This is a genomic window from Neobacillus niacini (assembly GCF_031456445.1).
GTDB classification, from domain to species: Bacteria; Bacillota; Bacilli; order Bacillales; family Cytobacillaceae; genus Neobacillus; species Neobacillus niacini_I.
The window spans coordinates 20,525-42,504 of the sequence record NZ_JAVDUQ010000044.1; the positions used below are offsets into that span (position 1 = coordinate 20,525).

Annotated in this window: 18 protein-coding genes and 2 pseudogenes; 8 read left to right on the top strand and 12 right to left on the bottom strand. The window is 39.5% G+C overall.

What is annotated here, in order from left to right; all coding sequences use genetic code 11:
- Positions 1-47: 47 nt before the first annotated feature.
- From asnB to J2Y67_RS24795, 3 genes are all read right to left on the bottom strand, one after another.
- On the bottom strand, positions 48-1,949 hold the full coding sequence (gene asnB, locus J2Y67_RS24785) for an asparagine synthase (glutamine-hydrolyzing) (protein ID WP_310178373.1): 1,902 nt from the start codon (positions 1,947-1,949) through the stop codon (positions 48-50).
- Between the two features lie 69 nt (positions 1,950-2,018).
- Positions 2,019-3,500 carry a UDP-N-acetylmuramoyl-L-alanyl-D-glutamate--2,6-diaminopimelate ligase gene (locus tag J2Y67_RS24790; RefSeq protein WP_310178375.1) on the bottom strand — a complete coding sequence of 494 codons (1,482 nt, stop codon included), beginning with the start codon at positions 3,498-3,500 and terminating at the stop codon, positions 2,019-2,021.
- A 102-nt stretch (positions 3,501-3,602) separates the two neighbouring features.
- Positions 3,603-4,784, bottom strand: coding sequence for a carboxylate--amine ligase (locus tag J2Y67_RS24795; RefSeq protein WP_310178376.1), 1,182 nt, complete (start codon positions 4,782-4,784; stop codon positions 3,603-3,605).
- A 367-nt stretch (positions 4,785-5,151) separates the two neighbouring features.
- Here J2Y67_RS24795 and J2Y67_RS24800 point away from each other — a divergent pair, with 367 nt between their 5' ends.
- Positions 5,152-6,408 carry a GGDEF domain-containing protein gene (locus J2Y67_RS24800; protein ID WP_310178402.1) on the top strand — a complete coding sequence of 419 codons (1,257 nt, stop codon included), beginning with the start codon at positions 5,152-5,154 and terminating at the stop codon, positions 6,406-6,408.
- A gap of 40 nt (positions 6,409-6,448) precedes the next feature.
- On the opposite strand, the gene J2Y67_RS24805 is transcribed toward J2Y67_RS24800, so the two are convergent.
- The 4 genes from J2Y67_RS24805 to J2Y67_RS24820 form a co-directional block, all read right to left on the bottom strand.
- Complete coding sequence (locus tag J2Y67_RS24805; RefSeq protein ID WP_310178379.1) at positions 6,449-7,354, bottom strand: LysR family transcriptional regulator; 906 nt, start codon at positions 7,352-7,354, stop codon at positions 6,449-6,451.
- A 436-nt stretch (positions 7,355-7,790) separates the two neighbouring features.
- Complete coding sequence (gene queF / locus J2Y67_RS24810) at positions 7,791-8,291, bottom strand: preQ(1) synthase (protein ID WP_310178380.1); 501 nt, start codon at positions 8,289-8,291, stop codon at positions 7,791-7,793.
- A gap of 330 nt (positions 8,292-8,621) precedes the next feature.
- Positions 8,622-9,206 carry a hypothetical protein gene (locus J2Y67_RS24815; protein ID WP_310178381.1) on the bottom strand — a complete coding sequence of 195 codons (585 nt, stop codon included), beginning with the start codon at positions 9,204-9,206 and terminating at the stop codon, positions 8,622-8,624.
- 14 nt (positions 9,207-9,220) lie between these two features.
- Positions 9,221-10,396: a ParM/StbA family protein gene (locus J2Y67_RS24820; RefSeq protein WP_310178382.1), complete on the bottom strand. Its 1,176-nt coding sequence runs from the start codon at positions 10,394-10,396 to the stop codon at positions 9,221-9,223.
- A gap of 770 nt (positions 10,397-11,166) precedes the next feature.
- Here J2Y67_RS24820 and J2Y67_RS24825 point away from each other — a divergent pair.
- The 6 genes and pseudogenes from J2Y67_RS24825 (at position 11,167) to J2Y67_RS24850 (ending at position 16,493) form a co-directional block, all read left to right on the top strand.
- Positions 11,167-12,054: a DMT family transporter gene (locus tag J2Y67_RS24825; RefSeq protein WP_310178385.1), complete on the top strand. Its 888-nt coding sequence runs from the start codon at positions 11,167-11,169 to the stop codon at positions 12,052-12,054.
- Positions 12,055-12,282: 228 nt separating this feature from the next.
- On the top strand, positions 12,283-12,906 hold the full coding sequence (locus J2Y67_RS24830; RefSeq protein ID WP_310178388.1) for an SLC5/6 family protein: 624 nt from the start codon (positions 12,283-12,285) through the stop codon (positions 12,904-12,906).
- A 107-nt stretch (positions 12,907-13,013) separates the two neighbouring features.
- Positions 13,014-13,915, top strand: a pseudogene (locus J2Y67_RS24835) (DMT family transporter).
- Positions 13,916-14,149: 234 nt separating this feature from the next.
- Positions 14,150-14,550: pseudogene (gene tnpA / locus J2Y67_RS24840) on the top strand (IS200/IS605 family transposase).
- A gap of 5 nt (positions 14,551-14,555) precedes the next feature.
- The gene (locus J2Y67_RS24845) at positions 14,556-16,040 is read left to right on the top strand and encodes a transposase (protein ID WP_310178390.1); all 1,485 of its coding nucleotides are present in this window, start codon (positions 14,556-14,558) and stop codon (positions 16,038-16,040) included.
- A gap of 312 nt (positions 16,041-16,352) precedes the next feature.
- Positions 16,353-16,493, top strand: a complete 141-nt coding sequence (locus J2Y67_RS24850; RefSeq protein ID WP_310178392.1) for a hypothetical protein — start codon at positions 16,353-16,355, stop codon at positions 16,491-16,493.
- Between the two features lie 199 nt (positions 16,494-16,692).
- Here the strand turns inward: J2Y67_RS24850 and J2Y67_RS24855 are convergent, their stop codons facing one another.
- Positions 16,693-17,166, bottom strand: coding sequence for a MarR family winged helix-turn-helix transcriptional regulator (locus J2Y67_RS24855; protein WP_310178393.1), 474 nt, complete (start codon positions 17,164-17,166; stop codon positions 16,693-16,695).
- A 126-nt stretch (positions 17,167-17,292) separates the two neighbouring features.
- Here J2Y67_RS24855 and J2Y67_RS24860 point away from each other — a divergent pair, with 126 nt between their 5' ends.
- Positions 17,293-17,919 (top strand): FMN-dependent NADH-azoreductase, encoded by a 627-nt coding sequence (locus tag J2Y67_RS24860; RefSeq protein ID WP_310178395.1) that lies wholly within the window; start codon positions 17,293-17,295, stop codon positions 17,917-17,919.
- A gap of 125 nt (positions 17,920-18,044) precedes the next feature.
- Here the strand turns inward: J2Y67_RS24860 and J2Y67_RS24865 are convergent, their stop codons facing one another.
- The 4 genes from J2Y67_RS24865 to J2Y67_RS24880 all read right to left on the bottom strand — a co-directional run bounded on the left by J2Y67_RS24865 (position 18,045) and on the right by J2Y67_RS24880 (position 21,617).
- On the bottom strand, positions 18,045-18,767 hold the full coding sequence (locus J2Y67_RS24865; RefSeq protein ID WP_310178397.1) for an amino acid ABC transporter ATP-binding protein: 723 nt from the start codon (positions 18,765-18,767) through the stop codon (positions 18,045-18,047).
- Positions 18,760-19,419 (bottom strand): amino acid ABC transporter permease, encoded by a 660-nt coding sequence (locus J2Y67_RS24870; RefSeq protein WP_310178398.1) that lies wholly within the window; start codon positions 19,417-19,419, stop codon positions 18,760-18,762. Before J2Y67_RS24870 ends, J2Y67_RS24865 begins: the two co-directional genes overlap by 8 nt.
- Positions 19,420-19,451: 32 nt before the next feature.
- Positions 19,452-20,222, bottom strand: coding sequence for an ABC transporter substrate-binding protein (locus tag J2Y67_RS24875; RefSeq protein ID WP_310178399.1), 771 nt, complete (start codon positions 20,220-20,222; stop codon positions 19,452-19,454).
- A 231-nt stretch (positions 20,223-20,453) separates the two neighbouring features.
- Positions 20,454-21,617, bottom strand: a complete 1,164-nt coding sequence (locus J2Y67_RS24880) for a M20 family metallopeptidase (RefSeq protein WP_310178400.1) — start codon at positions 21,615-21,617, stop codon at positions 20,454-20,456.
- Positions 21,618-21,980 lie beyond the last annotated feature (363 nt).

Below are 21,980 nucleotides of genomic sequence, written 5' to 3' on the forward strand. Positions count from 1 at the left end.
ACGGGTTTTTTCCAGAAAACCTGGTCTCAAGCTAATCTGACAAGAGGTTAAACTGTGACCAACTCGTCGGTATGTTTTGCGCTCTGGGAAGGCGCTTCGCCTTCTAATTCTATGAAAAACTTTTTATACCAAACTAGGAAAACATATACGGTCCAAATATAACGGGCATAATTATGTCTGTTATGATAATGGTCGTCCAAAAATTTCACCAATTCATCGGTATCAAAGAATTCCTTGGCAATATCAGATACAAACATTTCTTTCACTAAATTATAATATTTCTCTTCGCGCAGCCAATAGCGGATTGGCACAGGGAAGCCAACTTTTGGACGATTGGCCCATTCTTCCGGCAATACTTCCTTCGCTGCGGTTCGCAGTGCGTATTTCGTATTTTCCTGATTTACACGAAGCGGAGTAGGAATCGCTGAAGCCATCCCCATCACTACCTTATCCAAGAACGGAACGCGGAGCTCAATGGAGTGCGCACAGCTCATTTTATCCGCTTTTAAGAGAATATCTCCAGGCAGCCATAGCTTCAAGTCAAGATATTGCTTTTTCGTTACATCATCTTTATTTTTCACGCGGTCATAGACCTTTTTCGTAATGCTCAGAACGGAAGGACCCTTTTTAAAATCATCCTTCAATACTTTTAACGCATCATTTTCATCCCATACCTTGGCTTCGCCAATGAAGGTTTCCTCAACCGTTTGGCCGCCTTTAACTAGGAAGCCTGTAATGCGGTTCTGCGGCAGTGCCTTTGCAACATTGGAAGCCGCGCGGCGGAGGGCAAATGGAATTTTTTCATATTTCGCCATTGCTGGGGTTGGGCGGTACCACTCATATCCGCCGAAAATTTCATCGGCGCCTTCACCCGATAACACAACTGTAACATGCTTGCTTGCTAGCTCTGCTAAGAAATATAACGGAACAGAGGATGGATTGGATTGCGGCTCATCCATATGGTATTGGATGGTTGGCAGTTTCTCAAAGCATTCATCTGCATTAATAACGGTTTTATGGTTTTCAATTCCAAGAATATCTGATAAATCTTTAGCTAGATTGGTTTCGTTGAAGATTCCCTCATGGTCCTGGAAGCCAACAGAGAAAGTTTTGTTCGGCTTTAACAGGGAAGTAATATAGCTGGAATCAATCCCGCCGGATAAAAATGAGCCGACCTTCACATCACTAATCTTATGGTACTTCACGGATTCCTCTACTGTGGTTTTTATTTTTTCCACAAAATGCTCTAAGCTGTTTCCTTTTTCATCAAAATTAACATCCCAATAAGGCTTGACTTCGGTCTTACCGTCCTTATAAATCATGTAATGACCAGGCTTTAATTTGAATACACCTTTAAAGAAGGTCTCATCAAGCACAGAATATTGGAAGGTAAGGTATGGCTTAAGGGCATCCTTGTTTAATTCTTTTTTAAAGGATGGGTGTTTTAAAAATGCTTTAATTTCTGAACCGAAAATAAACGAGTTGTCTGTTGTGTTCTGAGTATAATAAAGGGGCTTGATTCCAAAGAAATCGCGCGCTAAGAACATGGTTTGTTTTTTCTGATCCCAGATCGAGAAGGCAAACATTCCTCTCACTTTTTGCAGTAAATCGACGCCATATTCTTCATAGCCATGAAGAATGACTTCACTGTCCGTATGGCTTCTAAATTGGTGCCCTTTTGCCACGAGGTCCTTGCGAATTTCTTCAAAGTTATAAATTTCCCCGTTAAAAATTAGCACCACGCTGTTGTCTTCATTGTACATTGGCTGACTTGCTTCATCAGATAAGTCGATAATTGATAGTCTTCTAAAACCAAAGGCTACACGATCATCGGTAAACACACCGCCGCTGTCCGGTCCGCGGTGGATGATGGTGTCCATCATATTATTCACGGTCGTTACTTTATCTATTTTCGTGCTTGTATCGGCAAAGCCTACAAAACCACACATATTTCATTATCACCTTTCGTTCTGCATTGAATAATTATGGATTATGGTAAAAATATTTTATCCATTCTATTAAAACACTAATAGTTTACGATTCTTTAACGTTTCCTTTACAATTTCCGCTTCATTAAAAGGAATTTCCTTTTTACCGACAATTTGTGCCGTTTCATGCCCCTTACCGGCAATTAAAATCGTATCTTCTTCGGTGCTTACATGAATCGCATATTGAATGGCTTCTAAGCGGTCGACAAAAACCTTATAGTTTCCATTCTCTTCTTCGACTGCTTCAACAATTTCGTCAATAATGAAGTTTGGATCTAAATCCTTTGGATTGTCGGAGGTGACAATGGCTAAATCAGCAAATTTGGCTGCTGTTTTACCCATCGCCTGGCGCTTCAATCGGCCGATCTCACTATCAGGTGCATAGACACCAAAGACCACGATTAATTTGCCTTTTGTGTAAGGTCTAAGGGATGTGAGGGCCTTTTCCAATCCGTCCTCTGTATGAGCAAAATCGATCACGATTTTATAGTCCTTGTCCTTAAAGACCACTTCCATCCGGCCTTTAATGCCTTCCAGACCGCAGATTCCTTTTTGGATCACTTGCAGGTCGATATTGTGACAGTACGCACATGCAATCGCAGCTAAGCTGTTATACACATAAATATCCCCGGGGATGTTCACTCTTACTTCGATGTTTCCTCTCGGAGTATTCGCGGTATAAAGAGTATAATCGCCAAAATAGCGAATATCGGATGCATAGATATCGGCATCGGAATCCATTCCATACGTAATCAAGGTAGTATCATAATCTTTTATTTTATCAATTAGCCGCTTTCCGTATGGATCATCGTTGTTGATAATATTGTAATCCTGTGTCATATCAAATAATAGGGCTTTTGCTTGGAAATAATCCTCCATATTGTGGTGCAGCTCTAAATGATCAGGAGTGAGATTAGTGAAAATCCCCGTATTAAAGTTGCTATAGGCAACCCTGTTTAGGCTGAGCGCATGGGAGGAAACCTCCATAATGCAATCATCCGTGCCAGCCGCAACCATATCGGTAAAGATTTTTTGCAGGTTTAACGACTCCGGTGTTGTATTTTGGTTTTTCATGAGTTTATTGTCAATAACGGTTCCAATGGTCCCGATAAGCCCCACTGATTTCTCGGCTTCTTCAAAAATCGATTTAAGAAAATAGGTAATCGAAGTTTTTCCGTTCGTCCCCGTAATCCCAATTAAATTTAATTTTTCTGTTGGGTTATTGTAAAAGTTAGCCGAAACGCGAGCTAATGCCTTTCGGGAGTCGGTGACCTTTAGGATCGTTACATAGTCTTCAACCCAGATATCCTTTTCAACAATGATGGTCGTCGCACCCATTTCAATCGCTTTTTCAATGAACTGGTGCCCATCGACTTTAAATCCTGAAATTGCCACAAAGAGGCCATTTTCCACTACTTCCCTAGAATCATAAGCAATGGAGTTTACTTCCCTGTCTAAATCTCCCTTAATCGGTTCAAATTCAAGGTCTCTAACAACATCCGTTAATAACATGTAATCCACTCCATTTTTGTTCTAGTGAGAAATGCGCAAGCGCCCGGTCAGCGGCGAAATGAAGCCGCTGGGGCGCTGAGCTGGAATTCTCGAATGTATATCTTATTTTAAAAATTTCTTTGCCACTTTACCGGCAATAATTCCGGCATAGGAAAGCCCCGGTTTTGGATCCGTCCAATCCCAGATCGCATAGGCATGTTTTTTAAATAATGATTTCACTACCTGTGGCACCGTTAATTGGCCTGTTTTAATATAATCTTTTACGGCAAGCATATCTTCATAGCCATACCAGAAAACCTGACCGGTATTTTCTTTGATTGCCTTTGGCGGCAATGGATTGCCGGTTAACTCGCGATAAGCGATATAAGGCATATTCAAGCCAATTTTATTAATTAACGTGTTAAAGTTTGTTGTCCGTGCGTTGATTTCAATTAAATAAAACTTGCCTGTATTGGCATCCTTCTTAAATTCAATTTCGGCAAATCCCTTCCAGCCAATTTCTTCTAAAAATTTACTGCCGATTTCAAACAACTCCGGAATATATTTTTGGCCGGTATAAACAGAAGCGCCAAAATTGATTGGATACTGGCGGAACTTTTGGAAGGTTGCCCAGTGGGTCACCTTCGAATCCTGGTTTAAATAAGCATCAAAGGTGTGCATATGATCATCGAAGCCGGGAATAATTCTTTGTATAATAACTTCTAGACCTGCTTCTTCTGCTTTAGCCAATGCTTCCTGTAATTCTTGACGATTATTAACCTTAAAAAGTTTCCTTCTAAATTTAGCCACAAAAGTCGGAGAATCAGTTGGTTTAACAATACAAGGGTATTTTAAAATGCTTTCCACTTTTTCATAAAGATTTTCTTCATGTACCCGAACCGTTTCCGGGACATTCACACCTTTTTCCATGGCAATTCGGTGCAGGACTTCTTTATTCATGGCTTTCGTATATAAACCTTGTTCCGTTTGCGGAATTAAGTAGTATTTTCTGATTTCATCCAAGTATTCATCGATGACTTCCAAATAAGAGTCATGACATGGCATTAACAGCGGTTTCGCCGTTTGCTTTTTGGCATAATCAATTAAAAACTGAATGAATTTTTCCGATTCATTTTTATAGTGCGGAGCAATCATCCGCTCAGAAGTATATTTTGATTTCGCTCCGTACGTATTTTCCTCTGAATAATCGACCGCTACCGTATGAATTCCATTCATACCTAAGCAGCGGATGACACTTAACCCGATATAATAGTTACATCCTAAAATAACTGCCTTATTACTCACTTTTCCATCTCCTCATTCCCTGGTCCGCTCTCACATTCTACAATATTCGATCTATATCAACTCTATCTGGAGGTAGATTATAAGATTCTTTTTACAAAACGCTCGAAAAATTTAGCATCTATATTATATGATGATACTTCATTATTATAAAGTAATTTAACCAAAATGGAATTGTAATTATTTAGGAAAACCCTTTAAAATAAATAATGCACAATATTCTGAAGTGAGCGCACCGTCAATGTATATGAATGGCTTTTGGATATATTCCATATATTGCAAGTTTGATTTATCAGAAAATATTTATGCATCATTAGGAGATTTAAGATAAAATGATAGATATAGTCTGGGGAAGGGGAAGCAAATGACAATGTTAAAAGCCAATATCTTTACGTTTTTACTTTTTCTTGCTTCACTAGCTCTCGCTTATGGTTCTGGTCCTATTAGGATCGAAAATAATCTCTATATGAAAGCTTGCCTTTTATATTTGTTATTTTCCTGTCTCTATTACCGCCTGCGGATTACAAGCAAAAATGGGAGTACATCCGTTGATTATGGAATTTCCTATAGCTTATCGATTGGATTATTTACTGGCCCATTAGGCTTATTTATTTTTGAGACCCTTTACCGTTTTATTGTCTTTTTCAATAAAAAAATGAACAAAACAGCCGATCCCAGGGAGTTCACCCATACATTTTACAATATCGGTGCTTTTGCATTAAACAACTCGATTGCCTTTTATTTGTTTCATTATTTATATCCAAAATTTCAAGGAATCCCTTTTGGCTTTTGGATTTTGATGTTTTTACTGGTGACGGTTACCTCAGTGCTGTCTGATCTTTATCTTATTTTAATCTTCTATTACCTGGGAGATATAAAAACCCGTAAGGAAGCAATTGATTTTATAAAAAGCCGAAGTGTGTTGGATATGGGGAAATTATCGTTCACAAACGGTCTATTATATCTTTTTCTTCAGGAACAAAAATGGGAGATGCTGATCAGCCTGTTTATTCTTAATTATCTTGTCAGCCATTCCTTCGTTTCAAAATCGCAGCATATTCAAAATAAGATTGAACGGGATAAATTTGAGCAAATGGCCTATACCGACTTTTTAACCGGAGTGAATAACCGGGCTTTTATGGATAAGAAAATGGAAGAATTGAATCAAACCGGGGAATACCTCGGAATTGTTGTCGCCGATATTGATAAGTTTAAACAAATTAATGATAACTATAACCATGCTGTTGGTGACCAGGTCATCCAGCATTTTGCAGCCACTTTAAAAAGCTATCTATTGATGGATGATTATTTGTTTCGAAGCGGGGGAGAAGAATTTACGCTGTTTCTACGGCACCGGCATTTTGAACAATGTGCCGCTTTAATTGAAACCATCCTGCAGAGCCTTGAAACTAGTGCAGTTCATGTTGAGTTTAAAGGAGAAACGGCCACGATTCACTATACTTCCTCTTTCGGACTGTACTTTTTTAAAGTAAATGAAAGGGTATCAATGGAAAAAGGATATGTGCATGCCGATCAATTGCTGCTTCAGTCCAAACAGCTCGGAAGAAACCGCTTATCGTCCACTAATGGAGGGAAAACAAAAGAAACAAAGCACCAGCTTATATAAGTTGAAGGGATCCTGGCCAAAATTTTGGTCTGGGTCCTTTTTAGTTTTGATACCCTTCAAGCATTGAGAAAAATTCTTTTAAAAACTCATAAAACAACTTCTCTGTAGGAAGTAATTCGCGGTCACGGGGAATGATAACCCCAACGGTACGCGTCACAGTCGGCTCAATCACAGGAATTTTAACGGTCCCGCGCGGCAGGCTGTCCACCAGTGTGATTTCAGGAATCATCGTCACTCCCAAGCCTGCAGCAACTAAGCCTTTAATCGCATCAATATCCTCTCCTTCAAACGACACCTTTGGCTCAAAGCCAAGTTGCTTGCAGGCATTGACGATAATCTCATGTAAAATAAAACCCTGTGGAAACAAAATAAACGGTTCTTCTCTTAGTTGACTTAGCTTCAGTGTGCGCTGCTTTGCAAGATGATGATCATTTGGCAGCAAGGCCACAATACTATCCATGAATAAAATACTTCCTTGCACCTTCGTCTCCAGTTTCGGCACCGGACCAATCAATGCCATATCAAAATCTCCTTTTATCACCCCACTAATTAAAGAATGGTAGGAGCCTTGCCGCAGGTGAAATTTCACTTGTGGATAGCGTTCACGAAAAGCCGAAATAGCGGTTGGAAGTGTATGGGCAGCAAGGCTGCTAGGAAAACCAATTCGAATGACCCCGTGTTCCGGATCAAGATACTCTTCAACCTCTCTCAGTCCATTTTCAATGACCTTTACTGCCTGTTCCATATGGTCAAGAAAGATTTTCCCGATTGGCGTTAATCGTACACTCCTGCCTTCACGGAAAAATAAGTCCACTCCAAGCTCCGATTCTAAATTAACAATTTGCCGGCTTATCGCGGACTGTGCGACATTTAAATTCTGTGCAGCCTCTGTCACATGTTCACGCTTTGCCACCTCGATAAAATATTGTATTTGCCTTAATTCCACAGTACTAACCACCGTTCATCTCAAATCAGCATTGATTTTATCTGTTATTTGTATTAATTAGATTATTTATCCATTATAAAATACTTTACAACAACAATTCCAATAAAAATGGCAGAGACAATAATTGCATATGAATTTCGCTTTTTAGAAAGGCTGTTTTCGTAAACATTGTTGTTTTTACCCATGTTTTATACTCTTTAAGCGCTAATTCGAAGTATAAAATTACACTTATTAGCGAATATGATAAGGTTATTAGCGAATTAAGGTTCGTTATTGGCGAATTGAAGGGTTTTATTAGCGAATCAAAAATAGCAACAACCTATTAGAAATGAGCTTTTAAAAAAACAAAAGCCCTGGCAGTTTCAATTGCCAAGGCTTTTGTTGATTTAGGATATTGCTGCTATATGCAGTTCATCGTAAAAATGAATGGCTGCTCTTATCGATTATCGACTTTCTCTGGATAAAGGTCGTGATTCATTAAGCGGAACTGGGCCATTTCTTCATATTTCGTTCCTGGTTTACCGTAGTTGCACCATGGGTCAATCGAAATGCCGCCGCGCGGTGTAAATTTCCCCCAAACCTCGATATAACGCGGATCAAGCAACTTAATTAAGTCATTCATAATAATATTGACACAATCCTCATGGAAATCACCGTGGTTACGGAAACTGAAAAGATATAACTTCAGCGATTTGCTTTCGACAATTTTTTTATCAGGAATGTAAGAAATATACATGGTTGCAAAATCGGGTTGCTTTGTTAATGGACAAAGACTCGTGAACTCCGGGCAATTAAATTTTACAAAATAATCGCGATTGGAATGGAGATTATCAACCGCCTCTAATACCTCTGGTGCATATTCAAACGAATACTGTGTATTCTGATTTCCTAATAAAGTCAAATCCTTTAAACCTTCTTCATGGTTTCTGCCAGACATAAAAAGACCTCCTGTAAAAATATCAATATAAAGAAAACTCGCCGACTGGCGAGCCCCTAAGGGCGAAGACAGAGGCGTAGTTGCACTTACTCCTGGTAGGAAGGTTATACTTTCCTATCAGCCTAAAAAAGCCATGTCCCATATGGACATGGCTTAATCGTCATGTAACCATAGTTTTTTATAGAGGGTTTCTGCTATGAACCTCTCTCGCCCAATACGAGTATACAATTCTTCCATAATCATAAAGAACATGCCAATAAACGTCAACTGGAAATTGATATTTATTGACAAAATTCGGATGGCGACAGGCACCATCGGAATTTTGTCGAATTATTTATTCATGCTGGCAAGGAAATCCCCGAGCAAGTCATCAAGACTGCTTTCTGTTTCTTCTTCCGGTTTTTCCTCGAGGCCGCGCTGCCCGCCTTGCGATGCCGTTTCCCACTCAAATGCGCTTAGATCATCCTCTACGGCTGCGGCTGTTTCTTTCATTGCTCCAAGCTCTGAGATGACAGGGAAAGGAGCCTCTTCAGGTTCTTCTTGCAGATACAACGCCTCATCAATATCCAGTGAACTGCTATTTAACGAAGCAAGCAATGCAGTTGACCGCACTGGGTCGGACAACAAATGATGGAGGATACTTCCCAGCAATGCAAGCGAATGCTCATGCTTCAGCCAATCCCGCTGTGATTTACTCAATTTATGGGGAAGGGGAATCGTAATGGTTTCCTTCTCCCTTGCATATGCGCTTGCAACACCCTGCATAACAAAATCAGCAATTTTACTAGAAAAATTTCTTCTCTCAGTTTCCTTTAGTAATTGCAGCTGCTTTACTAAATGGTCGGGTGTGTCAGAAGGAAGACGAAAAGAGATTGCCTGGCCCCGCTTAATTTCACTTGAGGAGGACTTATTCATAGGATCACCCTATTTCAGCCTTTTTTAACAGGTTCTTGAACCACTTTTGGCTTTTCAGTTTTTTTCACGAAATCAGTGATTAGCTTATAATAAGCATTCGCCATCATCCAAATGCTTTCTTTCTCATCTTCAAAAAATTCAATATTATAGCCATCCAAATGATTATTTAAGGTTTTAATATATTCCTTTAAAACAATCGATCCGCCACCAACAAAATAACAGATTTCGGTTTGGGAATTCCTTTGCCATACGTTGCGCAATAAGCGGTATTGCTTTTTCGCTAATTCGACAAGGATGCGGTCTGTGATATCATGAACACTTGTCCTGCTTCCCTTTACCATAATGTGGTTGCGGTCATTTTTTCTTGTAATAATTTCAACCACATCACGGCGACTGTCTAACTCCACGCCATGTTTCGTCCGAATTTCCTCGCGAATCGCCTCTAATGATTCCGACACACCGAGGTTAAAGCCCTGTGCCTTATCATCATCGACATTGCGGTTCTTGATCACAGCGATATCTGTCGATAATCCCCCGATATCTTGGATTAAGATTCGTTTATCAATTAAATCCTTATTGATAATTTTTAAATTATTATCCATGACAAGGTTAATAAAGGCAGCAAAGCCTTCAGGATAAACCTTTACTTCATTAAATTTAATATTTACCTTTAAGCCCTGATATTTAGGTGTAACCAAGAATTCTACTTGATGGACGGAACCAATCAATTTCGAGCGGTAGCCCACATCCTTGCCTTCTTTCACCTCGCGAAGGGGGAGACCTGTTCCAAGAGTGTAGTTTGCGTCAATCACATTTTTCATGCGTGGGAAAAACTTTTCATTTTCCGCTCTTACCGCATCTAAAGCAAGAGTAGCAAACAGCATGACTAATGTTTGGTCCTCTTCTGATTTACTGCTGCCTGGATCTAGTTCTGCAGCGTTATTGCTTTTCGTTGCTAAATTGCCGATTCGATAAATGGCATTATTCTCTTTTAAAGCAGGGGAATGAACCTTGATATGAATCCCATCAAGAGGGTTTTTAGTATCTAATTCTTCAATCCCAATAACCGGGCGGTCTTCCGTGTCTCTGGCGATAATGTTCGGAATTGTTAATTGATAGTCTACTTCCCCAAAAATAGCCTTAATTGAATCATTTCCTACATCCACAGCCGCAATTCTAGAATTCGTCATCCGTCGATCTCTCCTTTTAAGTGAATATAATCATATTTTATAGTATGTATTTCAGGTTTGCCTACTTTAAGGGTACCGAGGATTAATAGATTCTTCAATGGCATCCCTAGAAAAGAAACAAAACTGTAAACCTGTAAACATCCCGTAAACTTCATCCTATTTGTATACATTTTCGTAAACAACGATGACAAATACGTATACATGCTGTTAAATAGCCATGTTTACGTATTTGTTTACATGTTTACAAATTCGTATACAATTGTTTACATTTAGTAAACTTGTAAACATTTTTGTAAACATATGAATCTCTCATTGTAAAAAGACAGTCTCACACATCTTCTTTTTAAAACTTATTGTTTTAGTATTCACTATTTTTCTCCTCCCAAAGAAGGATGTAGGACTTAAAGGAGATATTCACCAGTCCATTGCTTCAATGACCGTTTCGACAATATGAATATCATGTAAATAACGATGACAAATCTGTACACATCCCGTTAAACAGCCATGTAAACTATTTTGTAAACAAGTAAACGTATTTGTCTACAATTGTTTACAAAAAGTAGACATGTATACATACTCGTAAACACGCGAAATTTTCTAATTCTTCAACAGACATTCCAATCCCCGTTTCTACTACTATAATTTCTCCATATCTATCATTTTTCCGTACAGTAATGGTTAATTCCCCGCCAACCCCCATTGCTCCAATATTGCCGCAATTCAGTTTCCATGATAACCTTGTGACTATGTATGTATTGGGGGAGAGAGATATGAACACCAGGGCTTTCATTTTAGCCTCAATTACTGTCATTATCTGGGGGTCAACATTCCCTGCCATTCGAGCCGGACTTCACGGTGGCTATACTGCAGGTCATTTAGTTCTGATTCGGTATTTAATCGCCTCTGGGTTATTTGCGATCTATGCGCTGCTTCCTGGTGTTAAATTTCGACTGCCCAAAAAAGAAGATCTTTTAAGAATCTTATTACTTGGATGGGTTGGAATTAGTATCTATCACATAGGAGTTACATTCGGTGAACAAACCGTTTCTGCAGGTACCGCCGGAATGCTTGTTGCATCTGCACCTATTTTTACGGCACTTATTGCCGTTTTTGTCCTAAAAGAGCGTCTAGGAGCTGCTGGCTGGATAGGGCTTGCCATTGGCTTTATTGGAATTGCATTGGTTTCCATCGGAACAACCGGTCCTTCCCAAAGCATTTCAAAAGGTGCCTTTTTAATCCTCATGGCCGCGGTAGCAACTTCCGTATTATTTGCATTTCAAAAGCCGCTATTACGCCGGTACAGCTCGATTGAATTGACAGCTTATTTTTCTTGGGCTGCAACGATACCCTTTCTATTGTTCCTTCCAGGTCTTTTTCACGGCATTCAACAAGCATCGGTAGAGGCCAATTTATCAGCCATTTATATCGGGATTTTCCCTACTGCCATCGGTTACGTCACCTGGGCCCTCGCACTCTCAGCAGGAAAAGCCGGCTCCGTTACCAGCATGCTCTATATCGAACCAGTAGTCGTTCTCATCGTCGCATGGATCTGGCTGAAAGAATGGCCGAGCACTCTAACCATCCTCGGCGGCATTATCGCCATCTCCGGCGTCATCGTCGTGAATGTACTTGGGAAAAAGCGTAAAGCAACAGCGTAAATTCGACAAAATTCGGGTGGTATCACCCGAATTTTCTTGTTTCACAAAATTGTTCCACACTATGCTATTTAAGGAGGCTCAACTTTTTGTTATCCTGAAATTCGGATATTTTCAATTACCATCCGCACGTCACAGGGGCTATGTCTTTTGGAGCAGCCGTTACTTTAGTCTTCGCTGGATTTGCAGACTCCGGCACCATGACAGCCGATTTTACTCGTTAGGCGAAAAATGGCCGTCAAGGGCTATTATCCACTATTTTCGCTTTTCCAGTTAGAAACTTTATTGCAGGTTGTCGGGGGAATTGTTGTAGCAACGGGCGTTATTCCAAATCCTACTTCAACCGGTGGAGATTTCATGTCCGTATTAGCCGGACATGGTTCATTGCTAACGATTTTATCGATTCTGTTTGACTTTATCAATTTAGGATCTGTAGGTACACACTGCTTGTATAATGGTGCTGTCGGCTGTTCACATATGGCGGGTAAAAAAATGAGACCTATCACTCTTATCATCGGTGTTGTCGGGCTTGTCGTGGCTGTATCCGGAATCTATAATCACTTTTTCAATTGGCTTGTTCTTCTTGGAGTGATCATTCCGCCAATTGGTGCTATCATCATTATGGACCGTTTAGTCTTACGTAAGAATGAATCCGCTAATTTAGTCAACTGGAGACCAATGGCATTTATTGTTTGGATTTTGTCCGCCGCTATCTCCTTATACTGTGACTTCTTTGCACAACATCTTTCAGTTGCAGTCGTTGGTCTTGTTACTGCAGTCATTTTATATGGCGTTGGCAGTTTGTTTGTGAAGAACGGACCTACTACTAATTCTAATATGAAAAAAGTGGTTTAAAAAAACTAGTAAGCTTAATCTGATCAAAAGCCGCTTTTCCTACATTCATTTCATGCAGGAAAAACGGCTTTTACTATTATAAGATAACAAGGAGGAAATCACAAAAGATGCATAAGCCTTCCCGAAAAAAAACCGCTCTTTCCATTTCCTTTGTTGTAATCATATGGGGAATGAACTGGCCAGTTAGCAAATATGCCTTACCGTACACGCCTCCACTTTTATATGCAGGGATGCGCACACTATTAGGAGGTATTCTCTTAGCACTTGTCCTATTGCCGCAGTGGAATAAATTCAATGGCGGAAAAACTGGTACATCTATTTAATGGTTGCCCTTTTGAATACCGTTATCTTCAATGGGGTCCAGACGGTTGGGCTTCAGTATTTGCCCTAAGGCTTATTTTCAGTCATTGTTTATTTACAACCTGTTCTTGTTGCTGTATTTTCCTGGATGTGGCTGAAAGAGCCATTATCTAGTATGAAAGTAGTTGGTCTCATTCTTGGTTTTCTAGGCGTTGCTGTCATTTCATTAGGCGGTGTTACAGGGGACATCTCCTTTCTTGGGATTTCTTTGGCCTTAGTAACCGGCACTGGCTGGGCACTTAGTGTCGTGTATGTGAAGAAAACCAGCACTCGGGTGCACGGCCTATGGGTGGTTGCGATCCAAGGAATAATCGGAGGTTTCATTTTAACAGGTACAGGTGTTGGAATCGAGAATCCATCCATGATCGTCTGGAATATCCCTTATTTGTCTTGCCTGCTATTCAGTGCCGTTTTTGCAATGGCTGCAGCCACCGCAGTCTATTTCAAACTGATGAACACAGGTGAATCAAGCAAAGTAGCAGCCTTCACCTTTCTAGTACCCGCTATCTCCGTAGCCATTGGAACCTTTTTCTTAAACGAACCCTTTACTTACTCCCTCCTAAAAGGGGCAGCACTTATCCTATTAAGCATCTATCTGATCAATCGTCCTTCTAAGAGACGATCCACAGTAAAACAAAAAGCATCCTAGTTGCGGAGTGACAGGCGCCACCCTTTATTATTTTTTTAAATTACAAATTTTCCGAACGGGAAAGCCCATGATGGGCGATAACCCGTCTTAAGACATGAGATGATAGTGAGGTCAAATGCGGAGTACCACTTAAAACCGAAAGGCTTGTGGTACTTTAAGCATTTGAAAATATCGCTATATCTTGCAATTGAAAAATACGAACATTTGTACTATAATGTGTTTATAAGTTATTCTTTGAATAGACGAACAAGCACTACCATATCACTAATTAACTAACATTTTGTTTTCTGTCCCCGATATAAAATAAAATTTTTCTCGATTAAAAGGAAGAGAAAAGGTTTAAAGAACTGATACATAAAATATGCGAATCGCTTAACATTGAAGTTATCGCTTTAGAGTGCGGCAAAGATCATGCACACATGTTTCTCCATTCACTACCAACACTAAGCCCTGCAAACATTATGGCAAGAATTAAAGGAGTGACATCTAAACAGTTGCGGGAAGAATTTCCGCATCTTCAACACTTGCTGAGTTTGTGGACTCGTTCTTATTTCGTATCAACCGCTGGCAATGTTTCGAGTCAAACGATTAAGCAATACGTCGAAAATGAAAAAGCGGAACTAGAAAGGAGGTGAAAACGATGGCAAGAAAATGTACTCCCACCTATACAATCGAGTTCCCGCTCAATATTCCTGCTTGGCAAAAACACCGATTAGAAAAGAAATTTAAGATTGCTCGTACGGTCTACAATTCTTGTCTAGGTGAAGCTCGTAAACGCCATAGGTCTGTGAAAATTGATAAAGAATATCGTGCTTTGCTGAAGGAACTAAAGACCAAAGAACGTGATCATCGACTTTCAGAGATACGTTTAGCCTACGGCTTTTCTGAATATGGTTTGCAAGAATTTGTGAAATTAGTTCAACACAAATTTAAGGGAAATATCGGGAGCTTCGAAGCACAAAAACTTGCGACAAGAGCGTTTCAAGCTGTAGAGAAACTTCATTTTGGCAAGGCTCGAAAAATACACTTCAAAGCCTTTGATGATGATATCTCCGTCGAAAACAAATCAAATCATACGGGCTTGCGCTATATAGACGGCCATATTCTTTGGGGCGACAAGCCAACAAAGAAACGTCCAAACCCTAAGAATTGGTTGTGTATGCCAATTGCACCGAAAACCAATGATGAATATGCGCACTTAGCCTTAATGGATAAGACAAAGTATGTACGTATCCTAAGGCGTGAAGTTCGTGGAAAGGTGCGCTATTTTATACAGCTCATTCAAGAAGGGTATCCGCCAACCAAACGAAATCGAAAAGTTTCGAACGATGAAAACAAACGTGTAGGACTTGACATCGGTCCATCTACCATTGCCATTTTCAGCGACCTTACCGTTGAACTTCGTGAACTTGCACCAGAGTGTAGTATCGATGAACCCAGATTAAGACGTTTTCAGCGTGCGATGGATCGTTCTAAACAAGCGACTAACTCCGACAATTTTAAAGAAGATGGAACAATTAAAAAAGGCCGCTTAGAATGGAATTACTCCAAGCGATACAAGAAGCTTCGAAAGATCCGCAAAGAGCTATATCGAAAAATCGCTGCCAAGAGGAAAATTTCGCATGAGAAGCTAGCAAATGATATCCTTGCACTAGGTTCTGACGTAAGAGTAGAAACGATGAGATTTCAGTCACTTCAAAAGCGAACAAAGAAAACCACTCGTAACAAGAAGAATGGAAAGATTAACCGTAAGAAGCGGTTTGGTAAATCAATCTTTCGTCATGCCCCTGCCATGCTCCTAACCATCATTGACCGAAAGCTTGGTTATCAAGGAAGGTCCCTCAAGAAAATAGATACCTATGCTACAAAAGCAAGCCAATTCAATCACTTAACCGGTACATACACAAAGAAACAGCTCTCGGAACGGTGGAATAATTTTGGAAAGTTTCGTATCCAACGTGATTTATATAGTGCTTTTTTAATCGGAAACACGACTGAAACACTAAACTCCGTTGATGTGGATTTATGTAACGAACATTGGAATAACTTCGTTCAATTGCATAATCGTGAGATTGTAAGACTAAAAGAATCAGCAAGTGAAACATTGCGTTGGTTTGTTGCATAAACACAAACCTGATTGGTCGTGATAACGCCCAAGAGAAGCGGAACGATAAACATACAAGGAGTCCAAACGGGCTTGCTTGGCGAAGTGTCTTGCATACGCAAGTCCGTTAATGTTCTAGGAGAACGTACACCAGTGCTTCGGTAGAAACTCTATCCGCAAGGAAAGATAAGGGTATCGTTGAGAAGTGTACTAGGAAAGTTATGCCACTATACCCTAGAACCCCACTGCTTTAGCGGTAGGAGTTATCAGTTGTATAAGAGAATAATAGTTTGGAAAGAATGAGGATAGGACAATAATTGGGGGGAAATGGTGATGGAGGAGAATAAGTTGTTGCTATCCGATTTTGCAAATGAAGAGGGTTTTGAACTTTCAAAGTACATTACACATTTATTTGAATATTTTTCCAATCTACCAAAAAATAAGTCTACACAATATGAGCGAGCTCAAGAATGAGGGCTGGCTTTAAAACATAAAAAACAACACAATCACGCGAATTGTGTTGTTTTCTTTTTTATAAGGTAAAGTAATTAAATACCCCCAAAACGAAAATTTTGTTTCCATTTGGATAGAAAATGCTTACTTTTATCGTTTGGGGGATTATCTGTTTCTTAAGTTAATGGGCGTACGGTTAATCCCTTCATAAACTCTATATTTACCAGACAGGTTTTAACCTCGATGATAAGTTACCTTCATTTGCTTCATAAACTAATTTTGTTAAGTCTTCTTTGAGCTTTTGCATTCGTTCTGTACCTATGTTTTCAATCCAGCGCTGTTCTATCTCAGCTATTATCTCCTCTTTTGCTTTCATTACTAGCCAGCCACGTTCGGTCAAAACAATAATTTTCCCTCTCTTATCAGTGGGATGAGTTTGCCGTATTACATAATCACTTTTCTCAAGATAATCCACCATTTTACTCACAGCTTGCTTTGTAATTCCTAAGTGTTCAGCTAGTTCTATACCTGTTGCTCCATTAGGAATGATATGTTTAAACATAAAACCATGTGCAGGTCTAATATCTCCAAACCCCAATTCACTCAATCTGTCATGTAGTTCATCAATCAATGCACTAAAGGATAATGACAAAAGTGATGTAAGATCTAATTCACTAAATACTTGATGATTCATACATAAAACCTCCTTAAATAAAGTCAATTAAGTTGACTATAATTAAATCTTATTGTACTGTATGGAATATAGTCAATCAAATTGACTATATTCTTGCGTTTTTGAAAGAACTAGGAGGAACTGAGAATGACAACAGTTTTATTTGTAAAAGCAAACAACCGCCCAGCAGATCAAGCGGTTAGTGTGAAATTATATGAGGCTTTTTTAGCGAGTTATAAAGAATCACATCTAAGTGATACAGTGGTAGAACTTGATTTATATAATGAAGAATTGCCATATGTAGGAGTAGACATGATTAACGGCACTTTTAAGGCTAGTAGGGGACTTGATTTAACAGAAAAGGAAGCAAAAGCAGTAGCTGTTGGTGATAAATATTTAGATCAATTCCTTGCAGCTGATAAAGTTGTATTTGGTTTCCCGTTATGGAATTTAACAATCCCAGCTGTACTACACACATATATTGATTACTTAAACCGCGCGGGCAAAACATTTAAATATACGCCAGAAGGTCCAGTAGGTCTTATTGGAAATAAGAAAATTGCATTATTAAACGCAAGTGGCGGTGTATATTCTGAAGGACCAGCAGCTGAAATGGAAATGGCTGTTAAATATGTAGCAAATATGATGGGCTTCTTCGGTGCAAAAGATATAGAGAAAGTAGTGATTGAAGGTCACAACAAATTCCCAGATAGAACAGAAGAAATTATTGCATCAGGACTTGAAAAGGCTGTTAAAGTAGCAAGTACGTTCTAATTAACAAAACACTTGTCACTCAATATGGCAGTACCACCACTTTATAGCGGTGGTACTGCTTTTTTATTCGCTTTTTGTTATGAATTTATTGATTTCTGATGAAGGGGTCCTATCATGGTGGGACCCTATAAGACCTTTTCTAAAAAGTCCCGTGCTCTCGTTGTTTTCGGATGACTAAAAAACTCTTGTGGGGGGCCTTCTTCCAGAAGCTGCCCTTCATCAAGGAAGATGACCCGGTCAGCCACTTCCTTGGCAAAACCCATCTCGTGGGTAACAATCGCCATCGTCATTCCGGACCCAGCGAGATCCTTCATAACATTCAGAACTTCCTTGACCATTTCCGGGTCAAGCGCCGATGTTGGCTCATCAAATAACATTAACTCCGGTTCCATTGCCAGCGCCCGGGCGATTGCCACACGCTGTTTCTGGCCACCGGAAAGATTACCCGGATAGGCTGATGCTTTTTCCGTCAGTCCCACGCTAGCTAGCAATTTCTTTGCCTTTGTTTCGGCAATCTCACGGGATTCTCCCTTTACTTTCATAGGAGCATACATCAAATTCTCTAAAACCGTCAAATGCGGGAATAAATAAAAGTGTTGAAATACCATGCCAATCTGCTGCCGCACCTTCATGATATTTGTTTTTGGGTCCGTAATATCTTGATTATTCACCAACACTTTACCCTTTGTCGGTGTTTCCAACAGGTTTAAACAGCGGAGGAAGGTGGACTTACCTGATCCGGATGGTCCAATAATGGAAACAACCTCACCCCGATCAATTGTCGTCGAAATATTTTTTAAAACTTCCATATTGCCAAATTGTTTATAAAGGTTTTCTACTTTAATCACTGTATTTCAACCTTCTTTCAACCTGCTTGCCAAGTGTTGTCAGCACCATTACCATTACCCAGTAGATGACACCAACAAAGATTAATGGTTCAAAATTCCGATAGGTATCCGCTCCGACAATCTGTGCACGTCTCATCAAATCTACATAACCAATCGTGGATACAAGTGCTGATTCCTTTGTAAGGGAAACAAATTCATTCATAAGTGCTGGTAAAATATTTTTCATCGCCTGAGGCAGAATAATGTCCTTCATCATCAGCCGATAGGGTACTCCAAGTGCTTGCGCAGCCTCTGTCTGCCCTTTATCTACTGCTTGTATTCCTGCCCGAATAATTTCTGAAACATAGGCAGCTGAATTTAAGCCAAATGCTAATATAGATGATGCGAAAGGCTTAATATCATACCCAGTCAATTGTGGAACGGCAAAATAAATAATCATTAATTGTAAAATTAACGGTGTACCGCGAAAAATGGAGGTATAGATACCACCAATCCAGTTTAATACTTTTATATGAGAAATTTTAAAAAGCGCTAAAATAGTCCCAAGCGCAAAACCAAAAATTATCGCTACAATGACAAATTTAAGCGTAACCCATATTCCTTTTAGCATAAAAGGAATATAAGGCACAATTTGGCTAAAATCCAAATTCATGCCTTACACCTCACTTCAATATATTCTGTTCATTATTGCTCGTCTTTTAACCACTTATCTTTCAACTTTTGAAGCTGACCGTTGTCTTCCAATTTTTTTAGAACCTTATTTACATCACCAACAAGCTTGCTGCCTTTTGGAAACGCAACAGCCATTCCTGGTGAGCTGCTCGTAGGATCATCAAATCCTGCCAGGTTTTGTTTTTTAATATACCCAGTAGCTACTGCTTTATCTAAATAAGCAACCTGAATGCGTTTTGATAACAGTTCTTGAATTAAAGTCGTTGAATTATCCAATGGCTTCACATCGAATTTAACCTTTTTCTGAAGTGCTTTTGCCCCTTCTTCTTGAATGGTTCCAAGCTGAACACCAACCGTATTCCCTTTTAGATCATCTACTGTTTTAATATTAGATCCCTTTAAAGTAATAAACATTTCACCTGAACGGTTATATTCCGTTGAGAAATCAACATTTTTCTTACGTTTTTCGGTAGCAGACATACCGGCAAGGACCATATCCGCGCGGTTTGACTGTAATGCCCCGATTAAACCGTCAAATTTCATATCCTTAATTTCAAGCTTATATCCTAATTCTTTTGCAATCATATTCGCTAAATCAATATCAAAACCTTGAGGGTTTCCTGCTGTATCTCTTGATTCAAATGGAGCAAAATCAGCTGATGTTGCCATTGTTAACACTTTGTTTCCTTTTCCTTGATTTGCGCCTTCATTATTGCTCTTACCGCAAGCTGCCATAATCACTAATGTAAAAATAATCGTGGCAAATAATAAAGTCTTTTTCATGATGTTTCCTCCTACAAAGATTAATTATTTTATAACGATCGAATTTGAATTTTTATCCAATAAAATGAATATTAACACGTAATTTTGTATTTGAAAAGATATTTTTCTGATATAAAAATATTCAGAAAACAACTACGTTATATAGTTAAAATTCACCCAAAGTTTTTATACTAATATTGTACCCAAAAAAAGTACCCCTATTAAAAAGAGGTACTTGGATTTACACTTACTTTATTTACGATTGGATAAAAATTCACTTTTCATTTTTTCAAATGCTTCTTTATTCGTAATCAAGTCAACTCCCGTATAAGCTAGAGCCAAGGCACCGCTTGCGAGAATCCGATGAGAATGATCGGTAATCGTTTTATCCGCAAATTCCGTTGTATGCGCAACAAGTCCTGGAGAATCTAAACCGATATAAGGATGAATCGCCGGAACCACATGGCTGACATTTCCCATATCAATCGAACCATACGACTCCTTCGCTTTTTTCACTTCTTTAATGCCTGCAGATAAAAGGTTGTGCGAAAACAGCTGTGACAAGGTTTGATTGGTGACCATATTATCATAGCTTAATTCATAATGATCGATATGGACTTCCGCACCCGTCATTAGCGCAGCACCCTTAGCGATATTTTTCACCTTTTCCACGACTTCATTTAAATAGCTGCGGTTGCCCGCACGCACATAGAATTGGGCTACCGCTTTATCCGGCACGATGTTGGCCGCAACGCCGCCTTCTTTAATAATCCCGTGAATCCGCACATCAGAAGTCACATGCTGGCGAAGGGCATTGATTCCATTAAATAATTGAATGACCGCATCAAGGGCATTAATCCCTTTTTCCGGAGATGCCGCAGCATGGCTTGATTTTCCTCGGAAATCAAATTGGATTGCATCCATTGCCAACGAGTTCCCGCTTTCATACGATTCATCTGCAGGGTGGAGGATCATGGCTGCATCTATATCTGCGAATATTCCTTGTTCAGCCATTGGAACCTTTGCCCCGTTCGTTTCTTCCGCTGGTGTTCCGAGCACAACCACGCGACCGCCAATTTCATCGACCACTTTACTTAAAAGAACGCCAGCCCCCGCGCTCATCGTTCCGATCATATTGTGGCCGCATCCATGTCCGATCCCTGGCAATGCATCATATTCAGACAAATAGGCGATGGAGGGACCAGACTTTTTGCTGTCATACACCGCTTTAAAGGCTGTAGGACGGCCTACAATCCCTTTTTCAATGGTAAAGCCATGCTCTTCCAGAAATCGGACTAAGAGCTCCATTGATTCAAACTCTTGATCTCCTAATTCCGGATGATGGTATAAATGATCACTAATTTCCCATAATCTATGCTGTATCGAATCTAATTCTTTTTTTAATTGATCCTTCATAAATATAACCCTCTTTGTATAAAAATAACGATATGTGTAATGTTACCTTTAAAATTTCTTAAAATAAAGTGTTAATTTTTTCTCCGACTTAAAATGACAAACCACAAGTTTTTTAACTCCAAGCTAATTCTTTTCATATAAAAATAAAACGCAATCTCTTGATATCTAGGATTTGACGTGTAGAATAATCACTTTGTTCCCCCTTGAACCACTCCTCTTTAACACCCTTACTGGTTGTTTGAAGAAGGAGATTCCTAAGAACACCGGCGTATCCACCAGTTATTGATTAGGCTATCCCCGCAGTCCCTGCGGTTAGAAGTCTTATAGCTTCATTTTTAAGGTTGATTCCTGCGTTAATGTCTC